The 23,572-nt window shown below is 71.4% G+C and carries 19 protein-coding genes and 1 pseudogene; 7 read left to right on the plus strand and 13 right to left on the minus strand.

Annotated features, from left to right (window positions below):
• The first annotated feature begins 45 nt into the window (after positions 1-45).
• On the plus strand, positions 46-1,617 hold the full coding sequence (locus V1457_RS04725) for a serine/threonine-protein kinase (protein WP_200068494.1): 1,572 nt from the start codon (positions 46-48) through the stop codon (positions 1,615-1,617).
• 28 nt (positions 1,618-1,645) lie between these two features.
• Here the strand turns inward: V1457_RS04725 and V1457_RS04730 are convergent, their stop codons facing one another.
• Positions 1,646-2,542 (minus strand): LysR family transcriptional regulator, encoded by an 897-nt coding sequence (locus V1457_RS04730; protein WP_295140586.1) that lies wholly within the window; start codon positions 2,540-2,542, stop codon positions 1,646-1,648.
• A gap of 151 nt (positions 2,543-2,693) precedes the next feature.
• On the opposite strand from V1457_RS04730, the gene V1457_RS04735 reads away from it, so the two are divergent.
• Positions 2,694-3,665 carry an EamA family transporter gene (locus tag V1457_RS04735; RefSeq protein WP_338600717.1) on the plus strand — a complete coding sequence of 324 codons (972 nt, stop codon included), beginning with the start codon at positions 2,694-2,696 and terminating at the stop codon, positions 3,663-3,665.
• Positions 3,666-3,669: 4 nt separating this feature from the next.
• Here V1457_RS04735 and V1457_RS04740 read toward each other — a convergent pair whose 3' ends face one another.
• Both V1457_RS04740 and V1457_RS04745 read right to left on the minus strand, forming a co-directional pair.
• Positions 3,670-4,341: a response regulator transcription factor gene (locus tag V1457_RS04740; protein WP_295140590.1), complete on the minus strand. Its 672-nt coding sequence runs from the start codon at positions 4,339-4,341 to the stop codon at positions 3,670-3,672.
• The gene (locus V1457_RS04745; protein ID WP_338600722.1) at positions 4,338-5,702 is read right to left on the minus strand and encodes a PspC domain-containing protein; all 1,365 of its coding nucleotides are present in this window, start codon (positions 5,700-5,702) and stop codon (positions 4,338-4,340) included. The genes V1457_RS04740 and V1457_RS04745 overlap by 4 nt, the downstream gene beginning before the upstream one ends.
• Positions 5,703-5,822: 120 nt before the next feature.
• On the opposite strand from V1457_RS04745, the gene V1457_RS04750 reads away from it, so the two are divergent.
• The 3 genes from V1457_RS04750 to V1457_RS04760 all read left to right on the plus strand — a co-directional run bounded on the left by V1457_RS04750 (position 5,823) and on the right by V1457_RS04760 (position 8,407).
• Positions 5,823-6,995, plus strand: a complete 1,173-nt coding sequence (locus tag V1457_RS04750) for a PspC domain-containing protein (protein WP_338600725.1) — start codon at positions 5,823-5,825, stop codon at positions 6,993-6,995.
• Entirely contained in the window at positions 6,988-7,191 is a 204-nt protein-coding gene (locus tag V1457_RS04755) for a hypothetical protein (RefSeq protein ID WP_200068489.1), read from the plus strand. Before V1457_RS04750 ends, V1457_RS04755 begins: the two co-directional genes overlap by 8 nt.
• 301 nt (positions 7,192-7,492) lie before the next feature.
• Complete coding sequence (locus V1457_RS04760) at positions 7,493-8,407, plus strand: glycoside hydrolase family 16 protein (RefSeq protein ID WP_295148197.1); 915 nt, start codon at positions 7,493-7,495, stop codon at positions 8,405-8,407.
• Between the two features lie 141 nt (positions 8,408-8,548).
• Here the strand turns inward: V1457_RS04760 and guaA are convergent, their stop codons facing one another.
• From guaA to guaB, 4 genes are all read right to left on the minus strand, one after another.
• A complete protein-coding gene (gene guaA, locus V1457_RS04765) occupies positions 8,549-10,144 on the minus strand; it encodes a glutamine-hydrolyzing GMP synthase (protein WP_295148194.1) in 1,596 nt (531 codons plus the stop codon).
• Positions 10,145-10,407: 263 nt separating this feature from the next.
• The gene (locus V1457_RS04770; protein WP_295148190.1) at positions 10,408-12,126 is read right to left on the minus strand and encodes an FAD-dependent oxidoreductase; all 1,719 of its coding nucleotides are present in this window, start codon (positions 12,124-12,126) and stop codon (positions 10,408-10,410) included.
• 110 nt (positions 12,127-12,236) lie between these two features.
• A complete protein-coding gene (locus tag V1457_RS04775; RefSeq protein ID WP_338600733.1) occupies positions 12,237-13,367 on the minus strand; it encodes a GuaB3 family IMP dehydrogenase-related protein in 1,131 nt (376 codons plus the stop codon).
• 154 nt (positions 13,368-13,521) lie between these two features.
• On the minus strand, positions 13,522-15,033 hold the full coding sequence (guaB, locus tag V1457_RS04780; RefSeq protein ID WP_200068486.1) for an IMP dehydrogenase: 1,512 nt from the start codon (positions 15,031-15,033) through the stop codon (positions 13,522-13,524).
• A 235-nt stretch (positions 15,034-15,268) separates the two neighbouring features.
• Here guaB and V1457_RS04785 point away from each other — a divergent pair, with 235 nt between their 5' ends.
• Complete coding sequence (locus V1457_RS04785; RefSeq protein WP_200068485.1) at positions 15,269-15,670, plus strand: DUF5319 domain-containing protein; 402 nt, start codon at positions 15,269-15,271, stop codon at positions 15,668-15,670.
• 195 nt (positions 15,671-15,865) lie between these two features.
• Here the strand turns inward: V1457_RS04785 and V1457_RS04790 are convergent, their stop codons facing one another.
• The 4 genes and pseudogenes from V1457_RS04790 to V1457_RS04805 all read right to left on the minus strand — a co-directional run bounded on the left by V1457_RS04790 (position 15,866) and on the right by V1457_RS04805 (position 20,670).
• Positions 15,866-17,194 (minus strand): anti-sigma-D factor RsdA, encoded by a 1,329-nt coding sequence (locus V1457_RS04790; RefSeq protein ID WP_200068484.1) that lies wholly within the window; start codon positions 17,192-17,194, stop codon positions 15,866-15,868.
• Positions 17,195-17,767 carry a sigma-70 family RNA polymerase sigma factor gene (locus tag V1457_RS04795; protein ID WP_200068483.1) on the minus strand — a complete coding sequence of 191 codons (573 nt, stop codon included), beginning with the start codon at positions 17,765-17,767 and terminating at the stop codon, positions 17,195-17,197. It abuts the gene before it with no gap.
• 620 nt (positions 17,768-18,387) lie between these two features.
• A pseudogene (locus V1457_RS04800) lies at positions 18,388-18,983 on the minus strand (response regulator transcription factor).
• 286 nt (positions 18,984-19,269) lie between these two features.
• Positions 19,270-20,670, minus strand: a complete 1,401-nt coding sequence (locus V1457_RS04805) for a MerR family transcriptional regulator (protein WP_233626812.1) — start codon at positions 20,668-20,670, stop codon at positions 19,270-19,272.
• Positions 20,671-20,878: 208 nt separating this feature from the next.
• On the opposite strand from V1457_RS04805, the gene V1457_RS04810 reads away from it, so the two are divergent.
• Positions 20,879-21,181 (plus strand): WhiB family transcriptional regulator, encoded by a 303-nt coding sequence (locus V1457_RS04810; RefSeq protein ID WP_200068482.1) that lies wholly within the window; start codon positions 20,879-20,881, stop codon positions 21,179-21,181.
• Positions 21,182-21,413: 232 nt separating this feature from the next.
• On the opposite strand, the gene groL is transcribed toward V1457_RS04810, so the two are convergent.
• Both groL and groES read right to left on the minus strand, forming a co-directional pair.
• The gene (gene groL / locus V1457_RS04815) at positions 21,414-23,030 is read right to left on the minus strand and encodes a chaperonin GroEL (RefSeq protein WP_200068481.1); all 1,617 of its coding nucleotides are present in this window, start codon (positions 23,028-23,030) and stop codon (positions 21,414-21,416) included.
• 248 nt (positions 23,031-23,278) lie between these two features.
• A complete protein-coding gene (groES, locus tag V1457_RS04820; RefSeq protein WP_200068480.1) occupies positions 23,279-23,569 on the minus strand; it encodes a co-chaperone GroES in 291 nt (96 codons plus the stop codon).
• Positions 23,570-23,572: the final 3 nt, after the last annotated feature.

The following is a 23,572-nucleotide window of genomic DNA, read 5'->3' on the forward strand; positions in this document are numbered from 1 at the left end:
GTCCGGTCCGTACCGAAGCAGACACCGCAGCACCAGGAGAGACCTGTGAGCGCCGAGGGCCGTTTGATCACGGGCCGCTACCGGCTGGAGAAGCAGATCGGCAGCGGCGCCATGGGAACCGTGTGGCGCGCGGTCGACGACCGGTTGCACCGCACGGTCGCCGTCAAGCAACTGCTGCTCCAACCCGGTTACACCGATGAGGAAACCGAGGAGGCGCGCCAGCGCGCGATGCGCGAGGGCCGGATCGCCGCCCGGTTGCAGCACCAGAACGCCATCGTGGTCTTCGACGTGGCCGAGGACGAGGGCCAGCCGGTGCTGGTCATGGAGTACCTGCCCTCGCAGAGTCTGGCCTCGGTGCTGTCCGAGCAGGGCGTGCTGCCGCCGCAGTCGGTGGCGCGGATCGGCTCGCAGGTGGCAGGCGCGCTGGCCGCCGCGCACATGGCCGGGATCGTGCACCGCGACCTCAAGCCCGGCAACATCCTGCTCGGCGACAACGGCATCGCCAAGATCACCGACTTCGGCATCTCCCGCGCCATCGGCGACGTGTCGGTGACCAAGAGCGGCATCCTGGCGGGCACTCCGGCGTACCTCTCGCCGGAGGTGGCGATGGGCCGGGACCCGGCGCCGGCTTCGGACGTGTTCTCGCTGGGCGCCACGCTGTACGCGGCGGTGGAGGGCGAGCCGCCGTTCGGCACCGACGAGAACGCGATCAGCCTGCTGCACCGGGTGGCGCGCGGCCAGGTGGAGCCGCCCCGGCAGGCCGGGCCGCTGGCGCCGGCGCTGATGCAGGTGCTGCGCCCGGATCCGGTGGATCGCCCGACGATGGCGCAGACCCGCGCGATGCTGCTGGCGGTCGCGGAAGGCCGTCCGCTGCCGGGCGGTTCGACTCCGGCCGCGGGCTGGCAGCGTCCGGCCCCGCCTGCCGCGGCGACCCGCCAGCAGCCGCAACGGGAAGCGACCGCGACCCGGGTCTCCGGTGCGCCGTCAGCGGGCGGCAACCCGCCGACGCAGGTCGGGCAGACGCCGGTCGCGGCGGAGCCGCGGCGCAGCGGAACTCGCAGGGCTGTGCTGCTGTGGGCATTGGCGCTGGTGGTAGCCGTACTCGTGGGAGTGCTGGCCGCGAACGCGTGGGGCGGTGGCGGCAAGCGGGCCGACGGCCCGAACCCGCCGCAGGCCGCTCCCCCGCCGCCGCCCGCGCAGCCGGTGGCGACGACTTCGGCGCCCGCGACGACGGCCCCGCCGACGTCCTCGGCCGCGCCGACCACCAGCAGTGCGCCGCCGAGCTCGACCAGCTCGAAGGACAAGGACAAGCAGCCGACCAACAACGACGTCGAGAACACCGTCAAGACCTACTACTCGCTGGTTCCCGACGACCTGGACAAGTCGTGGTCGCTGCTCGGGCCGAACATGCAGACCATGGGCAAGGACAGCTACGAGTCGTTCTGGGAGTCCGTCGACGACGTGAAGGTGCTCGGCAAGCCGAAGTCGGCGGGTTCCAAGGTGCTGGTGCAGCTGGAGTTCGAGAAGAACGGGAAGAAGAGCCGCGAAAGGCACCTGCTCGGCATGGTCGCCCGCGATGGTGAGCCGCTGATCAACAGCGACTCCCGGATCGGCTAGCCGGCGGCGCGGGCAACGCACTCGCCGCTCAGGCCGCCGCGATCTCGGCCAGCGTCGACAGCAGCGTCCGGGTAGCCGACTGGTCGGCCACCGCTTCGCGCACGGCGGTGTAGATCCGCCGCACCGGCACCGGGCGGCAGACGTCGCGGATCACGACACCGGGATGCACGATCCCCAGCGCCAGCCGCGGCTGCAGCGCGATGCCCATTCCGGCCGCGACGAATCCCTGCGTGGCGTAGTCGTTCTCCGTTTCCAGCGCGATCCGCGGCGCGAAACCGGCGCTGCCGAACGCGTCCCGCAGCGACTCCTCGCAGGGCCCTCCCGGGCCGACGCCGCCGAGCACCCAGGACTCGTCGGCCAGCCGAGCCAGGTCGATCGGTTCCTCGTCGGACAGCGGGTGCCCGCGCGGCAGCACCACCCGGTACGGCTCGTCGACCAGGTGCTGCACCCGGATTCCGCGCGATTCGGGGATTTCGCGGCCGACCACGATCACGGCGACGTCGGCTTCGCCGGTGGTGACTTCGCCGAGGGTGCCTTCGTCGATCATCTTGAGGTCGAGCCGCACCCCCGGCAGTTGCGCGCGGAACTTCGCCGCGGCAGGCGGGATCAGCCCCACGCCCGCGGTGTGGAAGTAGCTCACCCGGAGCCTGCCGGTGCGCCCTGCGCGCAGGTCGGCGAGGTCGGCTTCGGCATCGGCGAGCAGGTCGGCCAGCCCGGCGGCGCGTTCGGCCAGCAGGCTGCCTGCGGCGGTCGGGCGCACTCCGCGGCCCACCTTCTCCAGCAGCGCGGTGCCCGCTTCCCGTTCCAGCGCGCTGATCTGCTGGCTGATCGCGGACGGCGTGTAGCCGAGGTTGCTCGCGGCGGAGCTGATCGAGCCGCCGGTGACGACGGCTCGCAGCACCTGCATCCGGCGGGCGTCGAGCACGACTCGACCGTACAGCACTGCTGAAAGATCCGTTCAGAATATTTCGATTGTGCTAACGAGTCCTCGGTGGCGAAGCTGGAGTCATCGGCGCGGAACTCACGCGAACCGCGGCACGGGCGTCCGCAGGTTGCGGACGGAACCAGGGGGAATCATGACTTCTTCGGCCAGCTACCTGCGACTCGGCGCGCTGGCGGTGTTGTGGGGCGCGAGCTTCCTGCTGATCAAGATCGCGCTCACCGCGATGTCGCCGGTGCAGATCGCGTTCACCCGGATCGTGCTCGGTGCGCTGGTGCTGGTCGTGCTGTGCGCGCTGCGCGGCATCCGGCTCAGCTCGGACCGCCGGTTGTGGCGGCACGTCGCGGTGGCCGGGCTGTTCGCCAGCGCCCTGCCGTGGATGCTCTACGGGATCGCCGAGCGTTCCGTGGACTCCGGGCTGACCGGAGTCCTGAACGCCACCACTCCGCTGTGGACGCTGCTGTTCGGCTTCCTGTTCGGGCAGCAGCGCGCGCTCGCGCCGCGCAAGCTCGGCGGCCTGGCGCTGGGTTTCGCGGGCGTGCTGCTGATCCTCGCGCCGTGGCAGGCCGTCAGCGCGGGCCCGGGAGTGCTCGCGTGCCTGGCCGCCGCCGCCAGCTACGGCATCGGGTACGTCTACATCGGACGGCACTTGACCGGGAACTCGGGCGATGCTCCGGCGCCACTGGCGATGGCGGGGATGCAGCTGACCGCGGCCGCGGGGATCGCGGTGCTGGCGCTGCCCGTCGAAGGTTTCCCGGCGGTGCGCTTCGAGCCCGCCGCGCTGCTGGCCGTCGCGGTGCTCGGCGTGTTCGGCACCGGCGTCGGCTTCGCGCTGAACTACCGGCTGATCGCGGACGAGGGGCCGACGGCCGCCTCCACCGTCACCTACGTGATGCCGGTGGTTTCGGTGCTGCTCGGCTGGCTCGTGCTCGGCGAGCAGATCGGCGGGCGCGTGGTGGGCGGCATCGCGCTGGTGCTGCTCGGGGTAGCGCTGTCCCGGCAGGGACGGCCCGGCGCGGCACGCGCGCGGGTGCAGCGAGTGAGGTCGGTGCTGCGGGCCGGCTCGCAGCTCTACGCGGACCTCGCCACCAACAATCCGATGAAGTGAGGACTCAGACCAGCCTGCGGTCGCTGGCCCAGCGGGAGAGCTCGTAGCGGTTCGACAGCTGCGTCTTGCGCAGCACGCTGGACACGTGCGTCTCGACCGTCTTCACCGAGATGAACAGCTCCGAAGCGATCTCCTTGTAGGCGTACCCGCGCGCCAGCAACCGCAGCACGTCCCGCTCCCGCGGGGTGAGCTGGTCCAGCTCCGGATCGCTCACCGGAGCCGAGTCCGGCCCCTGCGCGAAGGCGTCCAGCACGAACCCCGCCAACCTCGGGGAGAACACCGGATCACCACCGGCCACCTGGCACACCGCGTCCGCCAGTTCCCGCCCGGAGATCGTCTTGGTGACGTAGCCGCGCGCTCCGCCGCGGATCACCGCGATGACGTCCTCGGCGGCATCGGAGACCGACAGCGCCAGGAAGACCACGTCGGGGTACTCGGTGCGCGTACGGCGCAGCACCTCCGCGCCGCCTCCGTCGGGCATGTGCACGTCGAGCAGCACGACCTGCGGGAGGTAGTGCCCGATGCCCGCGACGGCCTCTGCGACCGAACCGGCCTCCCCGACCACTTCGACCCGATCCGCGGCACCGGCCAGTTCGGCGCGCACCCCGGAGCGGAACAACGCGTGGTCGTCGACGAGGAACACCCGCACCGGGCCGGGCTGATCTGCTGCTGTCACGACTGGTCCTCCTTGGTCGGCCCGCCCTCGGCTCGCCGGTGCGCCTGCCGGGGCATGTCCAGTTGCACTTCGGTGCCAGAGCCGGGCGCGGTCTTGAGCCGCACGGCGCCGCCGTTGCGCCCCATCCTGCCCCGGATCGAGTCGGCCAAGCCATGCCGGTCGGCGGGCACCGCCTCCGGGTCGAATCCCGTGCCGCGGTCCCGCACGAAGATCGAGACCTGCTCGGGTTCGACTTCCGCGTAGACGCTGACCTCACCGGTGCCCGAATGCTTGGCGGAGTTCACCACGGCCTCGCGCGCGGCGGCCAGCAGCGCCGTGAGCCGCTCGTCGAGCTCGCAGTCGCCGACCACGACGTGCTGCACCTCGATCGCGAAGGCGTCCTCGATCTCCCCGCACGCTTCGGTCAGCTGCGCCGAGAGCGTCGCGGCCTGCTCCTGCCCGGCCGGCTCGACCTGGCCGGACCCCTGCCCGGAACCGCCGCGCCCGTACCCGTCCGGGCCGTAGAGCCAGTTCCGCAGCTCCCGCTCCTGCCCGCGGGCGAGCCTGCGCACCTCGCGCTCCGAACCCGCCTGCTTCTGGATCAGCGCGAGCGTCTGCAGCACCGAGTCGTGCAGGTGCGCGGCGATCTCGGCGCGCTCCTGCGAGCGGACCCGGCCCGCGCGCTCCACGTTCAGATCCCGCACCAGCCGCATCCACCACGGCACGGTCAGCACCGCCGCGCCGACCAGCGCGGTCATCGTGGACAGCAGCGCGAACCGCAGATCGCTCACGCTGGCGGACCCGCCCAGGAACACCACGGCGCCGATCACCACCAGCGCTGCGCCCGAGACGATCCGCACCACGGCCGAGCGACCGCCACCGCCGAGCACCGCGCCCGCCATGCCGGACCGGGCGCCTTCCCGCCAGCGCCTGCGCTGCGACTCGTCGGCTTCCCGCCACACCACGGCGGCACCGACCAGCGCGACCCCGAGCGGCCCGGTCAGCCAGCCGGGCAGGATGCCCAGCAGAGCGACGGCGGCCACCAGCCCGATTCCGAGGATGATCAGCCCGAGCCCCTGCTGGCGCTCCCGGTCCGACAGCGGCCGCTCCGCACCGCTGCTCTGCGGCACGAAGACCCACAGGATCCCGTAGGCCAGCACGCCGGCCCCGCCGAACGCGGCGAGCACGGCGAACACCGCGCGCACCCACAGCACCGAAACGTCCAGGTGGTCGGCGATCCCGCCGCACACCCCGGCGATCAGTCGCCCGCCGCGCCGCCGGTACAGCTTCGGATGGGCGAGGACGCGGTGCGCTCCGCTGCGGTCGGGCGCCGCACTGCGTTCGGACGCCGCGTCGGTTCGTTTCCGGGACCGGATGCTCACGAACTCGATGGTTCCACGCGCACGCGAGCGCGGTCATCGGGGAATCTCCAGGGCAGCACCCGTCGCGGTCAGGGATTTCCCCGATGTGCCGGGCCGCGGCGCTCGCGGATAGTCGGCGGCATGACTGGGAGCGTCCGCGACACACTGCGCGAGATGTGGGAGAGCCGACCGGCCCGGCCGCGCCACGGCCGCAAGATCGCCGGGGTGTCGGCGGCCATCGGACAGCGCTACGGCATCGATCCGGTGCTGGTGCGGGTGGTGTTCATCGTGGCACTGCTGACCGGTGGCGCCGGGATCGCGCTGTACCTGCTGGGATGGCTCGTGCTGCCGCCGGAGCAGTCGCGGGTCACCAGCGGCACGCGGCAGGCCCTGTCGGTGCTGGGAGTCGTGCTCGTGGTGCTGTTCGGGGCGCCGATCGCGTTCGCGTCCCTGCACTCGGTGGGACTCGTCGCGTTCGCCGCGGGGCTCGCGGCGCTGTTCTTGCTGCACCGCAATTACCAGGACCGGGCGATTCGCGGTTCGGCGCCGGAACGGCCGCAGCAGGACAACGTGTGGGTCTACGCGGACTCCGCGGCCGAGGCCCGTAGCGGGTCGTCGGCGCAGCAGCCACCGGCGTGGGACCCGCTCGGTGCCGCCCCGTTCGCCTGGGACCTCCCCGAGCCGCCGGAAGCGCAGGCTGAGCCGCCGCGCAAGCGGCACTGGATCACCTGGGGGACGGTGCTGCTCGCCGTGTTGGCCGGGGCGGCCGCGCTCTACGAAGGCGGCGACGAACGAGCGCTCGCGGTAGCGCTGGGCGTGCTCGGCGTCGGGATGCTGGTCGGCGCGTTCCTGCACGGCGGCCGCGGGCTGATCGCGTTCGCGCTGCCGGTCGGAGCGCTGGCGCTGCTGCTCGGCATGAACGAGGAGCACCGGGAGGTGAACTACCGGCCGCCGCAGGTCAACGCGGACCGGATCGTCGTCGCCGCCAGCCCGGCCGACCTGGAAAGTTCCTACCAGGGCGGCTCGCGCTTGATCTCGCTCGACCTCCGGCCGCTGCGCATACCGGCCGGCGAGAGCGTCGCGACCAGCGCGGAAACGACCAACGGTCTGATCCGCGTGCTGCTGCCGCCAAACGTGGACGTCACCGCGGAATGCGGCGCCGACGGCGGGTCCGCCGAATGCCTGGGCTCGCAGGCGAACGGCAGCAACAGCCGGATCAGCGTCACCGACAACGGCCCGGACGGACCCGGTGGCGGGCACGTCGAGCTCGACTTGACCACTGCGAACGGGCGCGTGGAGGTGCTCCGTGGCTGACGACGATTCTCGCGCGAACGGCGACGACCACACGAAACCGGACACCGTGCTGCTGGTCGCGGGTGCGCTGGCGCTGCTGCTCGCCGGTTCGTTGCTGCTCGGCGGTACGGAGGACTTCTGGATGGAGTGGTCGCTGGCGGGCATCGCGGTGTTCGTCGGGCTGATCCTGCTGGTGGTCTCGATGCGCCGCCGCTGATACCGCGCCGCGCACCGAACGCACGCAGGCACTGCTCGCCCGCGCATCCATCGCGCCCGGCCGCGGCGTGCGACCGGTGCGGCGGCGCATCCCGAGTCCGGCCGGGAATTCCGCGAATCCCGTGGAATTCGGCCGCGGAAAGTGGCAAAAACGGGACCGGTGGAGTTGGTGCGACTCCGCGTTGCAGCCGATCGGCGGAATTCCGCGCGGGCTGCATCGATATAGCCTGCACCGAACCGTTTCCGGTGCGCAGCCCATACCGGTGGCGCGCACCGTTCGATCCTGCCGAAGGAGACTTTCCGTGTCCCGCACCGGATTCAAGGCGGCAGGCACCGCGCTCGCCGCGCTGTGCTTGCTCCCGTTCGCCACCGCGGCTGCGAATCCGGCCCCGCAGCCGGCCGCACCGAAAAAGCAAGTGTTCTTCGACGACTTCTCCGGCTCCGAGCTCGACCGGTCCAAGTGGCAGGTGGAGGTCACCGGGGAGAACTTCGACACCGTCAACCAGGAGCAGCAGGCCTACGTCGACTCCCCCGAGACGATCTACCTGGACCAGGACGACGCCGCCACCGGCGCGCAGAACGGCGCGCTGGCCCTGCACCCCCGGTACAACCCCGGTTTCCAGGCCCCGGACGGGAACACCTACGACTTCCAGTCCGGCAGGCTCAGCACGCAGGACAAGTACGAGTTCACCTACGGCAGCTATTCGGCGCGGCTGAAGCTGCCCGAGGGCGGCAGCAGCCCGGGCCTGTGGCCCGCCTGGTGGTCGCTGGGCTCGAACATCGACGAGGTGTCCTGGCCGCAGTGCGGTGAAGTCGACGTCATGGAAAACGTCGGCGAACCGTGGACCAGCTCCGCGCTGCACGGCCCCGAGTACAACGGCGACACCCCGATCACCGGCAAGCAGCAATTCGACGGAATGGACCCGGCCGACTGGCACGACTACAAGGTGGACTGGACGCCGGAAGGGTTCACCTTCTCCGTCGACGGCAAGCAGTTCTACCAGATCACCAAGGCCGAAATGGAGCAGAACGGCTGGAGCTGGGTCTACGACGACCCGCAGTTCATGATTCTGAACTTCGCGCTCGGCGGGCAGTTCCCGAACGGCGTCAACGGCGTCACCGAACCCTATTTCGGACTGCCGCAGGAATCCGTTGACAAGGTGGCCGCGGGAAGCGCCCGCTACCTGGTCGACTGGGTCAAGGTCGAGCAGGGCTGAGCGCTCAGCAGCGCCCGGTCTCCCCGATCGCGCGCGTCGTGACCCGCGCCTTCGACGCACGCGACCGCGAGGAATGAGTGAGCGGACCGTTCGCCCGGCCTGTCCGGACGAACGGCCCGCTCGCTCACGCCCGGCCGCGGATCACTCCCACTCGATGGTGCCCGGCGGCTTCGACGTGACGTCCAGCGTGACCCGGTTGACCTCGGAGACCTCGTTGGTGATCCGCGTGGAGATCCGCTCCAGCACGTCGTAGGGCAGCCGGGTCCAGTCCGCGGTCATCGCGTCCTCGCTGGAAACCGGCCGCAGCACCACCGGATGCCCGTAGGTCCGCCCGTCGCCCTGCACGCCCACCGAGCGCACGTCCGCCAGCAGCACCACGGGGCACTGCCAGATGTCCCGGTCGAGCCCGGCCGCGGTCAGCTCCTCCCGCGCGATCGCGTCCGCGGCGCGCAAGGTGTGCAGCCGGTCCGCGGTGACCTCGCCGATGATGCGGATCGCCAGGCCCGGTCCGGGGAACGGCTGGCGGTGCACGATCGTCTCCGGCAGGCCCAGTTCCAGCCCGACCCGGCGCACCTCGTCCTTGAACAGCGCGCGCAGCGGCTCCACCAGCTGGAACTGCAGGTCTTCCGGCAGGCCGCCCACGTTGTGGTGGCTCTTGATGTTCGCCGCGCCGGTTCCGCCGCCGGACTCCACCACGTCCGGGTACAGCGTGCCCTGCACCAGGAAGTCCACGTCACCGCCGGAATCGGCGACCAGCTCGCGGGCGGTGCTCTCGAAGGAGCGGATGAACTCCCGTCCGATGATCTTGCGCTTCTCCTCCGGGTCGGCCACCCCGGCCAGCGCACCGACGAACTGGTCCACCGCGTCCACCGTCACCAGCTTGACGCCGGTGGCCGCCACGAAGTCGCGTTCCACCTGCGCCCGCTCGCCCGCGCGCAGCAGGCCGTGGTCGACGAACACGCAGGTGAGCTGATCACCGATGGCGCGCTGCACGAGCGCACCGGCGACCGCGGAGTCCACTCCGCCGGACAGCGCGCAGATCGCCCGCCGGTCACCCACCTGCTCGCGGATCGCGGCGACCGTGTCGTCCACGATCGAAGCGGTCGTCCACTGCGGCCGCACACCTGCGATGTCCTGCAGGAACCGGCGCAGCACCTCCTGGCCGTGCGGCGAGTGCGCCACCTCGGGGTGGTACTGCACCCCGGCCAGCCGCCGTTCCCGGTCCTCGAAGGCCGCGACCGGGGTGTCCTTGCTGCCCGCGGTGACGGCGAAGCCCTCCGGTGCTTTGCTGACCGAGTCGCCGTGGCTCATCCACACCGGGTGGTGCGCGGGCAGGTCCTCGTGCAGCGTGCCGCCGTCACCGGAGACCTCGAGGTCGGTTCGGCCGTACTCGCTGGTGCCGGTGTGTTCGACGCTGCCGCCGAGCGCCTTGGTCATCGCCTGGAACCCGTAGCAGATGCCGAACACGGGCACGCCCGCGTCGAAGATCGCCGGGTCGACCTGCGGCGCGTCTTCGGCGTAGACGCTGGCCGGGCCGCCGGAGAGCACCAGCGCGGCCGGGTCGCGGCGCACCAGCTCATCGACCGGCGTGTCGTGCGGGACGACCTCGGAGTAGATCTGCGTCTCGCGCACCCGGCGCGCGATCAGCTGCGCGTACTGCGCGCCGTAGTCGACGACCAGCACGGGCCCCTTGCCGTCGCGCGGGGGCTGGTCGGGGCTGCTTGCGGTACCGGACACGTCGTCGAAACCTCCAGGGATGCGGGCGCTACCGCCATCATCCCAGCTAGCCGAGGCCACCAGGGCAGCACCTCCGCCCTCGCGACCGCCGACTCGCCAGACCCGCTCCTACATTCCGCCGACGCGCCCGAACACCACCCCACCCGGGCAGACAGATCCGAGTGCACGGACCGCCGGTCCGAACAGATCGGGCGATGAGTCCGTTCGCTCCGAAAATTCCGACCGGGTCGGGTGGCGGTGGCGCGTGTCGGCCGGGCGCTCGGCTAGACCAGCGGGAGGCGCAGCGCTGCGGGAGCCTCGGAAGGCACCGCGGGCGACTTCGGCGCGACCGGATCCAGCCGCCGATAGCCCTCGGACTGCTCGGCCCTCGGATCCTGCTCGCCCTTGTTCGGCCACATCGAGAACGCCCGCTCGGCCTGCGCGGTGATCGTCAGCGACGGGTTCACCCCGAGGTTCGCGGTGATCGCCGAGCCGTCCACCACCGACAGCGTCGGGTGCCCGTAGGCCCGGTGGTACGGGTCGATCACACCGTGCTCGGCGTCCTCCCCGATCGGGCAACCGCCGATGAAGTGCGCGGTCATCGGGATGTCCATCAGCTCGCCCCAGGTACCGCCCGCGATGCCGCCGATCTTCTCCGCGGTGCGGCGGTTGGCCTCCTCACCGGCCGGGATGTAGGCCGGGTTCGGCGCGCCGTGGCCCTGCCGCGAGGTCAGCCGCGAACCGAACAGCCCGCGCTTGACCCGCGTGATCAGCGAATTGTCCAGGCTCTGCATCACCAGCAGGATGATCGTGCGCTCGCTCCACCGGCGCACCACGGCCATCTTCACGGCCTCCACCGGGTTCTTGCGCACGAACCGCAACCACTGCCGCCAGCGCGGCGACGGGTCGTCACCGCGAGTCGGGAAGGTCTGCAGCAGCCCCATCGCGTTGCTGCCCTTGCCGTAGCGGACGGGTTCGATGTGCGTGTCGTCGTCCGGGTGGAACGACGAGGTGATCGCGACGCCCTCGGAGAAGTTCCGCTCCCCCACGTCCGGCACCTGCGCACCGATGATCGCCTCGGAGTTGGTGCGGGTCAACTCGCCGAGCTTGGCCGACATCCGCGGCAGGTCCCCGCGGTCCCGCGAGCGGTGCAGCAGGTTCTGGGTGCCCCAGGTACCGGCCGCCAGCACGACTTGATCGGCGGTGAAGACCTTGCTGCCCAGCGACATCTTCGCGCCGGTGCGCCGGGTGCCGATGCGCCAGCCCCCGCCGGAGCCTTCGGCCAGGCGGTGCACCGTGGTCATCGGGAACACCTCCGCACCTCCGGCCTCGGCGAGGTAGAGGTAGTTCTTCACCAGCGTGTTCTTCGCGCCGACGCGGCAGCCGGTCATGCACGCGCCGCACTCGGTGCACCCGGTGCGCTGCGGCCCGGCCCCGCCGAAGTACGGGTCTTCGGCGGTCTCGCCCGGCGAACCGAAGTGCACCCCCACCGGGGTCGAGTGGTAGCTGCCGCCGACGCCCATGTCCGCGGCGACCTGCTTCATCACCTCGTCCGACGGCGTGGTGCTCGGGTTGGTCACCACCCCGAGCATCCGGCTGGCCTGGTCGTAGTGCGGCGCGAGCTCGCCCTCCCAGTCGGTGATGTGCGCCCACTGCGAGTCCTCGTAGAACGGCCGCAGCGGCCGGTACAGCGTGTTCGCGTACACCAGCGACCCACCGCCGACCCCGGAGCCGGCCAGGATCAGGCAGTCCCGCAGCAGGTGGATGCGCTGGATCCCGTAGCAGCCGAACTGCGGCGCCCACAGGAACCGGCGCAGGTCCCACGAGGTCTCGGCGAACTCGTCGTCGGCGAACCGGCGCCCCGCCTCCAGCACGGCAACGCGGTAGCCCTTCTCGGTCAGCCGCAGCGCGGCGACGCTCCCGCCGAAACCGGAGCCGATCACGACGACGTCGTAGTGGTTCTGCCGATCTTGGTGACCAAGAGCACCGTTGCTGGAAGCCATGCGCCTCACGTTAGACGCCATTACTCACCGGTAGCCAGAGGTTGCCGCCAAGCCGTTGGCGGGATCCGTACCGGTGGCGGGAAAAACCGCGGTTCTTTCCCGGGCGCCGCTCACCGCTGCAGCGTCAGACCGACCTTCTGGAACTCCTTCAGCTCCGAGTATCCGGTCTTCGCCATCGACCGGCGCAGCCCGCCGAACAGGTTGATCGTGCCGTACGGGTCGCTGCTCGGCCCGTACAGCACCGTCTCCAGGTCGGCGCCGGAACCGGTGAACCCGACGATCTCGCTGCGCGGCAGGCTCGGGTGCGCCGCGGCCGCGGTCCAGTAGTAACCCTGCCCGGGGGCTTCGGACGCCTCGGTCAACGCCTCGCCGAGCATCACCGCGTCCGCGCCGCAGGCGATCGCCTTGGCGATCTCGCCCGAGTAGGAAAGCGCGCCGTCGGCCAGCACGTGCACGTACCGGCCGCCGGTCTCGTCCAGGTAGTCCCGGCGCGCCGCCGCGGCATCGGCGATCGCGGTGGCCATCGGCACCCCGATGCCCAGCACCTGCGTCGTCGTGGCCGACCGGGACCGGCCGAAGCCGACGATCACGCCCGCGGCGCCGGTGCGCATCAGGTGCATCGCGGTGCGGTAGTCGCCGACACCGCCCGCGATCACCGGCACGTCCAGGTCGGCGATGAACCGCTTCAGGTTCAGCGGCTCGCCGTCCCTGGCCACGTGCTCGGCCGAGACGATGGTGCCCTGCACCATCAGCACCTCGACCCCGGCGGCCAGCAGGTCGGGGGTGAGTTCCTCGGCGTGCTGCGGGATCACCCGGGCGGCCACGGTCACGCCGGAGTCCTTGATCTGCTTGACCGCCTGGGTCAGCAGGTCGCGGCGCACCGGTTCGGCGTGCAGCCGCTGCAGCAGCTTCATCGCCGCATCCGGGTCGCTGCTCTCCTCGGCGGCGCGCACCACCTCGGCCAGCCGTTCTTCGACGTTGGCGTGCCGCGCCCAGAGCCCCTCGGCGTTGAGCACGCCGAGCCCGCCGAGCTCACCGATGCGGATCGCGGTCGCCGGCGAGACCACCGCGTCCGTCGGGTGCGTCACCAACGGGATGTCGAACCGGTAGGCGTCGATCTGCCAGGACAGCGACACGTCCTTCGACGAACGGGTCCGCCGCGACGGCACGATCTCGATGTCGTCCAGGTCGTAGCCGCGCATGGCCGTCCGGCCCATGCCGATCTCCACCAGATCCCGCACCTTGTTCCTCCCTCGCGGCACCGCAACTGCGGCCGGACATTCTCGCTGCTGCTTGCAGGCGACCCGCAGGCGGGCCGCCTGCCGGGCTGTTCGAGCTGCTGGGCGAGCGGGCCGCGCAGGCGCATCAACAGCCCCCGCGACCTGCGCCGACCGTTCAGCGCGTGGTGTAGTTCGGGGCCTCGACGGTCATCGTGATGTCGTGCGGGTGGCTCTCCTTGAGACCCGCCGCGGTGATCCGCACCAGATTCGCCCGCTGCAGCTGCGGGATCGTCGTCGAGCCGGTGTAGCCCATGCCGGAACGCAGCCCCCCGACGAGCTGGTCGACGACCTGGGACAGCGGGCCGCGGTACGGCACCCGGCCTTCGATGCCCTCCGGCACCAGCTTGTCCTCGGAGAGCACGTCGTCCTGGAAGTAGCGGTCCTTCGAGTACGACTTGGCCTGCCCGCGGGTCTGCATCGCACCCAGCGAACCCATCCCGCGGTAGACCTTGAACTGCTTGCCGTTGACCAGGATCAGCTCGCCCGGCGACTCCGCGGTGCCCGCCAGCAGGCTGCCCAGCATCACGCTGCTGGCGCCGGAGGCGATCGCCTTCGGGATGTCGCCGGAGTACTGGATGCCGCCGTCGCCGATGATCGGCACGCCTGCCGGGCGGCACGCCTGGTCGGCCTCGTAGATCGCGCTGATCTGCGGCACGCCGACCCCGGCCACGACCCGCGTGGTGCAGATGGAGCCCGGTCCGACGCCGACCTTCACCGCGTCCGCACCGGCGTCCACCAGCGCCTGCGCCCCGGCCCGGCTGGCCACGTTTCCGCCGATCACGTCGACCGAGTGGCCCAGCTCCTTCTTCAACGTCGCCACGGTGTCCACCACCGCGCGGGAGTGCCCGTGCGCGGTGTCCACGATCAGCACGTCCACCCCGGCGTCGACCAGCGCCATCGCGCGCTCGTGCGAGTCGGCGCCGACGCCGACCGCCGCGCCGCACAGCAACCGGCCGTCCGGGTCCTTGGTGGCGTTCGGGTACTGCTCGGTCTTGACGAAGTCCTTGACGGTGATCAGCCCGCGCAGCTTGCCCGCGTTGTCCACGATCGGCAGCTTCTCGACCTTGTTCCTGCGCAGCAGGCCCAGCGCGGCGTCCGCGGTGACCCCGACCTGCGCGGTCACCAGCGGCGCGGGAGTCATGATCTCGCGCACCCGGCGGGTGTGGTCGGCCTCGAACCGCATGTCCCGGTTGGTGATGATGCCCGCCAGCGTGCCATCCGGATCGGTCACCGGCACACCGGAGATCCGGTAGCGCGCGCACAGCGCGTCGACCTCGGCCATGGTGTCCTCCGGCGAGCAGGTCACCGGGTCGGTCACCATGCCGGCTTCGGAACGCTTGACCACCTCGGCCTGCGCGGCCTGCTCCTCCACCGGCAGGTTCCGCTGCAGGATGCCGACACCGCCCTGGCGCGCCATCGCGATGGCCATCCGCGCCTCGGTGACCGTGTCCATCGCCGCGGACAGCAGCGGCACCCGCAGCTGCACGTTGCGGGACAGCTGAGTTCCGGTATCGACGCTGCTGGGGATCACGTCCGACTCGTCGGGCAACAGCAGGACGTCGTCGAAGGTCAACCCGAGCGTGGCGAACTTGGCGGGGAATCCGGGAGCGGTCAGTTCGCTGGTCATGGCGAGGCGGTGTGCCTTCCTGCAAGCAACGGTGGTGGCACCGAAGGATCCGGGCGGGGGCTCATCGGGCGATACCGCGCACCGGAGGCGGCGGTCGACGTCCCCGGCACGAGCGGCAGGTGCGATTTCCCCATGATATAGACCCGCTGGTCACAAGCGGTCCCCGGTGTGGTGGCACGCACGCGCGCGGCGGCAGCCGCCCCGAGCGGTTCCGGGTTGCGAGGTGGGCGGTACCGTGCGGTCCGTGCCGCACGATCCGCTGCCCCCAGACCCGTTCGCGGGCGACCCGGACGATCCGAGCAGAACGCTCGACGACCAGGACCCGGAACAGGGCCCGCCGCTGGGTGAGGACGAACGCGCCGAGCTGCTGTCCGACCTCACCGACCTCGCCGTCTACCAAGCGCTGCTGGAGCCGCGCGGGGTCCGCGGGATCGTCGTGGACTGCACCGACTGCGGCGAGCCGCACTACCACGACTGGGAACTGCTGCGCTCCAGCTTGGAGCAGCTGCTGCACGACGGGCGGATGCGCCCGCACGAACCCGCCTACTCCCCGGACCCGAGCCATTACGTGAGCTGGGAGTACTGCCGCGGGTTCGCCGACGGCGTCACCGAGACGGAGAACGAGAACACCCGCTGACGCCGGTCGCCGTCGCCGATTCCGCTCCGCGCGTCCGCGCGCAGCACCCGTACCGCTGCAGCGGTGCCTGAGTACACGTGGTGCCTGAGACCGCGTCCGGAAGACCCTGCCGCCGGACGGTCCGCCTCCCGCCTCCGGACGGTTCGACCGGATCCTGGCGGCGCTTGCGCCGCTCCGGCCGAACCGCGCGGCGGCTCAGTTCGGGAAGAAGCTGTTCGAGTCCGAGGTCATCCCGCCGGTCGTGCCGATCCCGCTGGATGGCCGGTCCGAGGTGCCGCTGGTCTCGCTCGGCGCGCTCGGCGATGTCGTCGGCACCTGCGAGGAGCTGGGCGTGCTCGGGGTCGTCGGCGGCACCGACGGTTCCGGCGGCGGCAGCGGCAGCTGCGACGGCGGCGGGCTCGGCGTCATGCTCGTGGGCTGGTGCGTGCTGGTGGAGGTCTCCGAGGTCGAGGGTTCCGACGGGGAAGTGCCCCCCTCGTAGCGCCGCAGCAGCTCCCGATGGGTGCTTCGCAGCTGGTCGAGTCGTTGCCCGTCCTCGACCGCCTTCATGTGCTCCAGCGCGCGCTCCAGCGCCTGCTTCGCGTCTCCGGTGCGGTTCTCCTGAAGCGCGCTGTCGGCGACGTTGAGATCCTGCTGCGCTGCGTCGACGGCCAGGCTCGAGCGCGAGTGATCGGCGTAGAGCACCGTCGCCACGCCCCACAGCATGTCGCCCGGCATCGCGTCCCGGGCCGCCAGCCCGACGCCGGTGAACCCGATCATCAGCACCGCGGCCGCGGAGGCCACCGGAACCAGGTGCCTGCGCCGCGACCGGCGCCGCGGGCGGCGGCCTGCGGCGATCGCGCCCGCCGCCTCGTCGAGCTCGACCAGCTCGCCGATGGGCGCGGCGTCGACTTCCCGCCGCCACGCCACCAGCAGCGATTCCAGTGCAGGACCGGCTTCTTCGGATTCCCCGGGCACGCTCGGGTTGGTGCCGCCGAGGGCGTCCAGCAGCGCGTCGTCGGACTGGATCTCGGAGAGGTTCAGCGGCTCGGTGCCGACCTCGTCCGCGTCGATCAGCCCTTCCGCGGTGGCCTGCTCGGTGTCCGCGTCGGTCACGCTCGGCCGCTGCCGGAAGTCCAGCACGGTGGCGTCCGTCGAACCGTCCGAAGTGGACGGAGTTTCCTCCGAAGTGGACTGATCCGGGAGCTCGGCGGCGTCGGAATCGCCGCTCTGCTGGGCGGTATCGAGCTTTTCGGTGTCCTGTTCGGACTCGTTCTGTTCGCCCGCGCCGGTGCTATCCGCGGCTGCGGCGACTCCCGGCTCGTCGGGCGTCTCGGCGGTGTTCGACCCGGCGGCCACGGCGGCGGCGGAGTCGGACTCTCGGTTGTCGATCAGCTCGGCTCCCTCGCCAGCGGCGGGCGGGGCCGAAGCTGCCTCCGGTTCACCCGACCCACCCGCACGGTCGTCCGGCCGGCCGGATTCGACGGGGTGCTCCGCGGCGTGCTCCCGCCCCGGGGCACGCTCGGGTTCTTCCCGCTCGACCATTCAGACCACCTCCTCCGCGGACAGCGTCTTTCGCAGCCGGGCCAATGCACGATGCTGCGCCACTCGCACCGCTCCCGGCGTCGAACCGACCGCTTCGGCGGTTTCCTCCGCGGACAACCCGACGACCACCCGGAGCAGCAGGATCTCCCGCTGCTTGGCCGGGAGGACGCGCAACAGCTGCGCCATCCTGCCCGAAAGCTCACCCTGCATCGCCCGCTGCTCCGGGCCGGCTTCGGATTCCGGGGTGTCCGGAACGTCCGCCACCGGTTCGGAGCGGTTGCGGGCCGACGCACGATGCGCATCAGCCACCTTGTGCGCGGCGATGCCGTACACGAACGCCAAGAAGGGGCGACCCTGATCCCGGTAGCTGGGCAACGCCGTCAGCACGGCGAGGCAGACTTCCTGGGCCACGTCGTCCGCAGAAGCGAACGACCGCTCGTTTCGTCCCACCCTGGCGCGGCAGTACCGCACCACCAAAGGACGGATTTCGGCCAGCAAGCGCTCGATCGACTGACGATCGCCGTCGACGGCGGCGCTTACAAGAGCGTCCAGCCCGTCCCCCACGTTGCTCATCGCAGACAGCAGCCCTGGTGTTACGCGTTCAAGCGACTCGGATTTGTCCGGCGTACATCACGTGCACCGCACGTTGCGCCGGAGTCACCGTACCGGGCGAGGGCAGATCCCTGAACAGGGAGTGGGGGACATCGGGGGTCGTTGTCACACAACCATAACTACCAGATATCCACCCTGGCATGGTTCGCCCAGTCCGGAAGTGCCGCGGATCGGCGAATGTTAAGGGTCCGCGCGGCGGCGGCCCAGCGGCCGCGGTGCGCAGCGGACGCGATCACGAGACGTGCCCCCGGCCACGGCCGGCCGGTTCGGTCACCGGCAGGTGGCGAGGGGCACCGTTCTCCTGCGGGCGCCGCCGGACCCGGTCGGCGGCGCCGCGGTGAACCGGTAGGCGGCCGACGGCCGCTTCCCGGTGAGGGGCGTCACACAGCAGGAAGGAGCGGGTGCGGAACCTGCGCCGAACTCGCACCGAGCCGGTGCGATCGCAACGCCTGCGGCCGGATCCGACCGCGCACCGACGACCGTCGGCGGAACTGCTCGCCGCGACGAGTCCGGTGGGTGGCTGGGCCGGGCGCTGGACCGGGTCCGGGCGCGAGGTGGTCATCCGCGAAGCTCCGTTTTGCTCAGGCGACCAGTCCGCGCCGGAACCCGTGCGCGACCGCCTGCGCCCGGTCCCGCACGCCGAGCTTGCGGAACAGCCGGCGGGCGTGGGTCTTGACGGTGTCCTCGGACAGGTACAGCTCGCGGCCGATCTGGCCGTTGCTCTTGCCCTGGCTCATGCCGCGCAGCACCTGGAGTTCGCGCTCGGTGAGCTGCACCCCGGGTCGGAGGGCTGCCGCGGCGCGGGCACCGAGGTGCTCGCGAGGGTGTGCGCCAGCGCGGCGACCAGTTCCGGCCGCGAGGCGTCCCACCGCAGGTAGCCGCGTGCGCCACCGGCGATGGCCGCGGCGATGCTGCCCGCATCGTCCGGTGCGCCGAAGACGATCACGTTGGCTTGCGGGTGGGCGGAGACGAGGCGCCGGGTGGCCTCGACACCGTTCGGCACCGCACGCTGGGTGCCGACCAGCACGACGTCCACGGCCTGCCGCGCGAAGCGGGCAAGCAGCTCGTCGCCGTGGGCGACGCAGTCGATCCGGCTCACTCCCGGGACAGCAGACATCACGCGGGTGAGCCCTTCCCGGACGCTGCGTCGGTCATCGCAGATCAGGACCGTCGTCACGGGAACTCCTTCCTGCAGGCGAGTGACGTTCCACTTCCCCTATCGGACGCAGTGGCGCGGACCTTGACACGATCTAGTGCTGAATCCGTCCAGAGATCGGGTCGGGCCACTCGATAGTGATGTTCACTGGAACGGAGCAGACCCCCGCTCGAGCAGCGTCGTCACCCGGGGCTCAAGGCGCATACCTGCGATATTCACCCAGTCGAGGGTTCCCGGAAGACCGAGCCACACGATCTCGCGACACCCGTCACTCGACGGGAGCGAGAGGAGTGTGATTTACGTCACATCAGCCGAGCACGGTGTCGACGACGCGCTCCGCCGCCTCCTCCAGCGACCCCACCGACTCGGCATGCCCCGGCAACCCGCCTCGCGCCCAGCCCGAGCCGGCCGCGAGCACCCGGGAGCGCTGCCGCGTGTTCGGCACTCCGGCGAGCAAGCCGGGATCCGCGTAATGCGGCTGCTCCGCCCACAGCACGACCACCGAAGGAGCCGCGCGCCGCACCGCGGCTTCCAGCCCCTCCGGCGGCAGCCCCGCGGCGAACAACCGATGGCCGACTCCCCGGGACCCCAGTTCGGCGGCCAGCGCGACGAGTTCGAGCTCCTGCTGCTCACCGGGCACCGGCGCGAGCACGACCGGACGCGGGTTCCGCGGCTCCGGGGCGGTGGCGAGGACCGACCGGAGTGCGGTCGAGGCGGAGTCGGTGAGCAACCGCAGCGCCTCCACCCCGTTCCCGGTCGACTGCCAGCGCTCGGCGACCGCACGCTGCACGGGCGCGAGCACTTCGCGCCAGGTGGCCAGCACTCCCTGCGCCTCGATCGACTCCTGCAGCAGGCGCAGCAGATGCCAGGAGTCCAACGCCAGCACGGCTCGGCCGAGACCTCGCGCGCGAGGACCGGCACCGGTGAGCCGCAGGCCGCGGCCGCCGGGGTTCGACGCGGTCTCGACTTCGAGCTCCGCGGGCGAATCCAGCACGCCGGATACGAGATCGGGCTCGGCGGACCCGGGGGAAGCGGTGGCGGGTTCAGCCGAGTCGCGCGGCGGAGGCGGCGCGACCGTGCGGGCGTACCGGGCCGCTTCGGCCGGGGCGGCGCCGCGCAGCAGTGCGCGCTGCATCTGTTCGAGCCGGGCCACGTCCTCCGGGCCGTAGCGGCGGTGCTTGCCGGAGCTGTGCTCGCTGGGGCCTAATCCGTACCGGCGGTCCCAGGTCCGCAGGGTCGCGGGAGCGACGCCGAGCCTGCGCGCGACGGCCGCGACGGTCAGCCGGGGCTCGTCGGCTTCCAGGCTGATCACTTCGGCGCCGACCGATTCGGCGCTGCCCGCTTCGATCCCGTCGGCAGCCGCATCGGGGTCAGCTGCATCCGGGTCGGCGCCTGCGCTCATCCGGTCGTCCACCCCGGCGCCCGAGATCGCTTCGCGCCAGAGTTCTTCGTCGGCCGCGCGGTGCCGCGGCTGGTTCCGCTCCGCCACTGGTTGATCGTCTCCCGGTTCGCCGGAGGCACGCGAAACGATCTCACGCCACCCGGCGCCGTCGCACTGCTCGCCGATGATCTCCGCGGGCCGACGATCGTGATCTTCGAGCTGATCGGACCCCTCGCCGCGCCCTCCCGGGCCGTCCGAGCGGTCGGCAAGTCCGGGATCGGCCTCCTGGACGGCGTCGTGCCGCCCGATCAGGGGTTCCTGGCGCATGGTCACCCGGCCATGTTCCGGATCGCGGCGGCCGGTGGCAAGCACGTCCGACGGGATGCCACCGGTCAGAGATCACTCGACAGTGAACAGCTTTCGGCGCGAAAGGGGTTGAACAAGTATTGGCGCGGTTCTACCTTGGATCATGCGAGGCCGTGGCGAACCCGTCGCGGCAGGGAGGGGACTCCACCGGTGGGAGGTGGTTTTCGCAATGGCGGACACTCGGCGTCTTCCAGGCCCGAACGCCGACATCTGGGACTGGCAGATCAAGGGTTCGTGTCGCGGCATGGACAGCGCGTACTTCTTCCATCCCGACGGCGAGCGCGGCCCGGCCCGGGCGCGGCGCGAGGCGAAGGCGAAAGAGGTGTGCCAGCACTGCCCGGTGCTCGAGCAGTGCCGCAGGCACGCATTGGCAGTGCAGGAGCCCTACGGGATCTGGGGCGGGCTCTCCGAATCCGAGCGGGAGATCATCATCAAGACCCGCAAGCGCCGGGTCGCGGCACTGGCCGGTTGATGGGCCCGTCGCACGGCTAGGGCCCGGCTCCGGGCTCGGGCGTGGTGGCCGCGCGCGGCAGTGGCGGCGCCACCCGGGAACGGCGAACCGGATGACAACGAGGGGCGTCATCCGCTTCGCACCCGAGGCAGGCGCGAAAAAGATCAGGGGCGGCACCCGTGGGTGCCGCCCCTGATCGCGTTTCCGGCGGTAACCGCGGCGCTGCGACAACGCCGGCGGCTGGAGCGCCGAGTCAGTGCGAGTGGCCGTGGCCCTGCCCGGCCGACTCCTCTTCCTCCTCCGGCTTGTCCACCACGGCGCTCTCGGTGGTCAGCACCATGCGCGCGATGGAGGCCGCGTTGGCGACCGCGGAACGGGTCACCTTCAGCGGGTCGACGACGCCCGGCCCGATCAGGTCGCCGTAGGACAGCGTCGCGGCGTTGTAGCCGGAGCCCCAGTCCAGGTCGCGGACCTTGGAGACCACGACGGCGCCTTCCTCGCCCGCGTTGTGCGCGATCCAGTACAGCGGGGCCTCCAGCGCCTTGCGCACCAGCCGGACACCGGTGGCCTCGTCACCGGTGCGGCCGAGGCCGTCCTCGAGCACCTTGGCCGCGTGGATCAGGCTGGACCCGCCGCCGGGCACCGAGCCCTCCTCGGCGGCGGCCTTGGACGCGGCGACGGCGTCCTCGATCCGGGACTTGCGCTCCTTGAGCTCGGTCTCGGTGGCCGCACCGACCTTGATCACCGCGACGCCGCCGGCCAGCTTGGCCAGCCGCTCCTGCAGCTTCTCGCGGTCCCAGTCGGAGTCGCTGGCCTCGATCTCCTTGCGGATCTGCTCGACGCGGGCCTGCACGTCGTCCTTGTTGCCGCGGCCGTCGACCAGCGTGGTGTTGTCCTTGGTGACGGTGACGCGCCGGGCGCTGCCCAGCACCTCTTCACCGACCTCGGAGAGCTTGAGCCCGACCTCGGGGGCGATGACCTGCGCGCCGGTGACGGCGGCGAGGTCGTCCATGAACGCCTTGCGGCGGTCGCCGAAGTACGGGGCCTTGACCGCCACGACCTTGAAGGTCTTGCGGATCGCGTTGACGACCAGGGTGGACAGCGCCTCGCCCTCGACGTCCTCGGCGACCAGCAGCAGCGGCTTGCCGTTCTGCGCGATCTTCTCCAGCAGCGGCAGCAGCTCCTGGATGTTCGAGATCTTCTCCCGGTGCAGCAGGATCTGCGGGTCCTCCAGGACCGCTTCCTGCCGCTCGGAGTCGGTGACGAAGTAGGGCGAGACGAAGCCCTTGTCGAACTGGACGCCCTCGGTGACCTCCAGCTCGGTGGCCAGCGTCGAGGACTCCTCGATGCTGATCACGCCGTCGTCGCCGACCTTCTCCATCGCCTCGCCGACCAGCGAGCCGATGTTCTCGTCGCGGGACGAGACGGTGGCGATCTGGGCGATGTTGTCCCGGCCCTTGACCGGGGTGGCCTTCGCCTTGAGCTGCTCCTCGACCGCGTCGGCGGCGGCCTGGATGCCGTTGCCCAGGTAGGCCGGGTTCGCACCGGCGGCGAGGTTGCGCAGGCCCTCGCTGACCAGCGCCTGCGCCAGCACGGTGGCCGTGGTGGTGCCGTCGCCCGCGACGTCGTTGGTCTTGGTGGCGACGTTCTTGGCCAGCTGCGCGCCCAGGTTCTCGTACGGGTCGTCGAGCTCGACCTCGCGGGCGATCGTGACGCCGTCGTTGGTGACCTGCGGCCCGCCGAACGACTTGTCCAGCACGACGTGCCTGCCGCGCGGGCCGAGGGTCACCTTCACCGTGTCGGCGAGCTGGTTGACGCCGCGTTCCAGCGAGCGGCGGGCTTCCTCGTCGAAGGTGATCTGCTTAGCCATGGTTCAACAGCCCTTCAGCATGGGGATGTTCGATGCCGGTCCGCGCCCGCTCCGGCGCGAGCCCCGCCCGGCGGTCCGCGCGGTCGGCCCCGGATTCGTCCGGGGACCGCGCGCTCAGCGCCGCCCGGTCCGGCTCGCCGCAGCGCCGCCGCGCGGCGTGCGGAGCGTGCCCGGCGTTGGAGAGACCACCGCCCCGGGGTCCCGGAGGCGGGACCACCGGGGCGGTGGGATGCGCATGGTGCGGGTCGTCAGTTGACGACGGCCAGCACGTCGCGGGCGGAGAGGATCAGGTACTCCTCGCCGTTGTACTTGACCTCGGTCCCGCCGTACTTGGAGTAGATGACCACGTCACCCTCCTTGACGTCCACCGGAACCCGGTTGCCCTTTTCGTCGACGCGACCCGGGCCGACTGCCAGGACTTTGCCCTCCTGGGGCTTCTCCTTGGCGGTGTCCGGGATGACGATGCCGGACGCAGTGGTCGTCTCGGCCTCGCTCGCCTGGACAACGATCTTGTCCTCAAGCGGCTTGATGCTCGCCACGGT

The organism is Saccharopolyspora sp. SCSIO 74807, from assembly GCF_037023755.1.
Lineage (GTDB): Bacteria > Actinomycetota > Actinomycetes > Mycobacteriales > Pseudonocardiaceae > Saccharopolyspora_C > Saccharopolyspora_C galaxeae.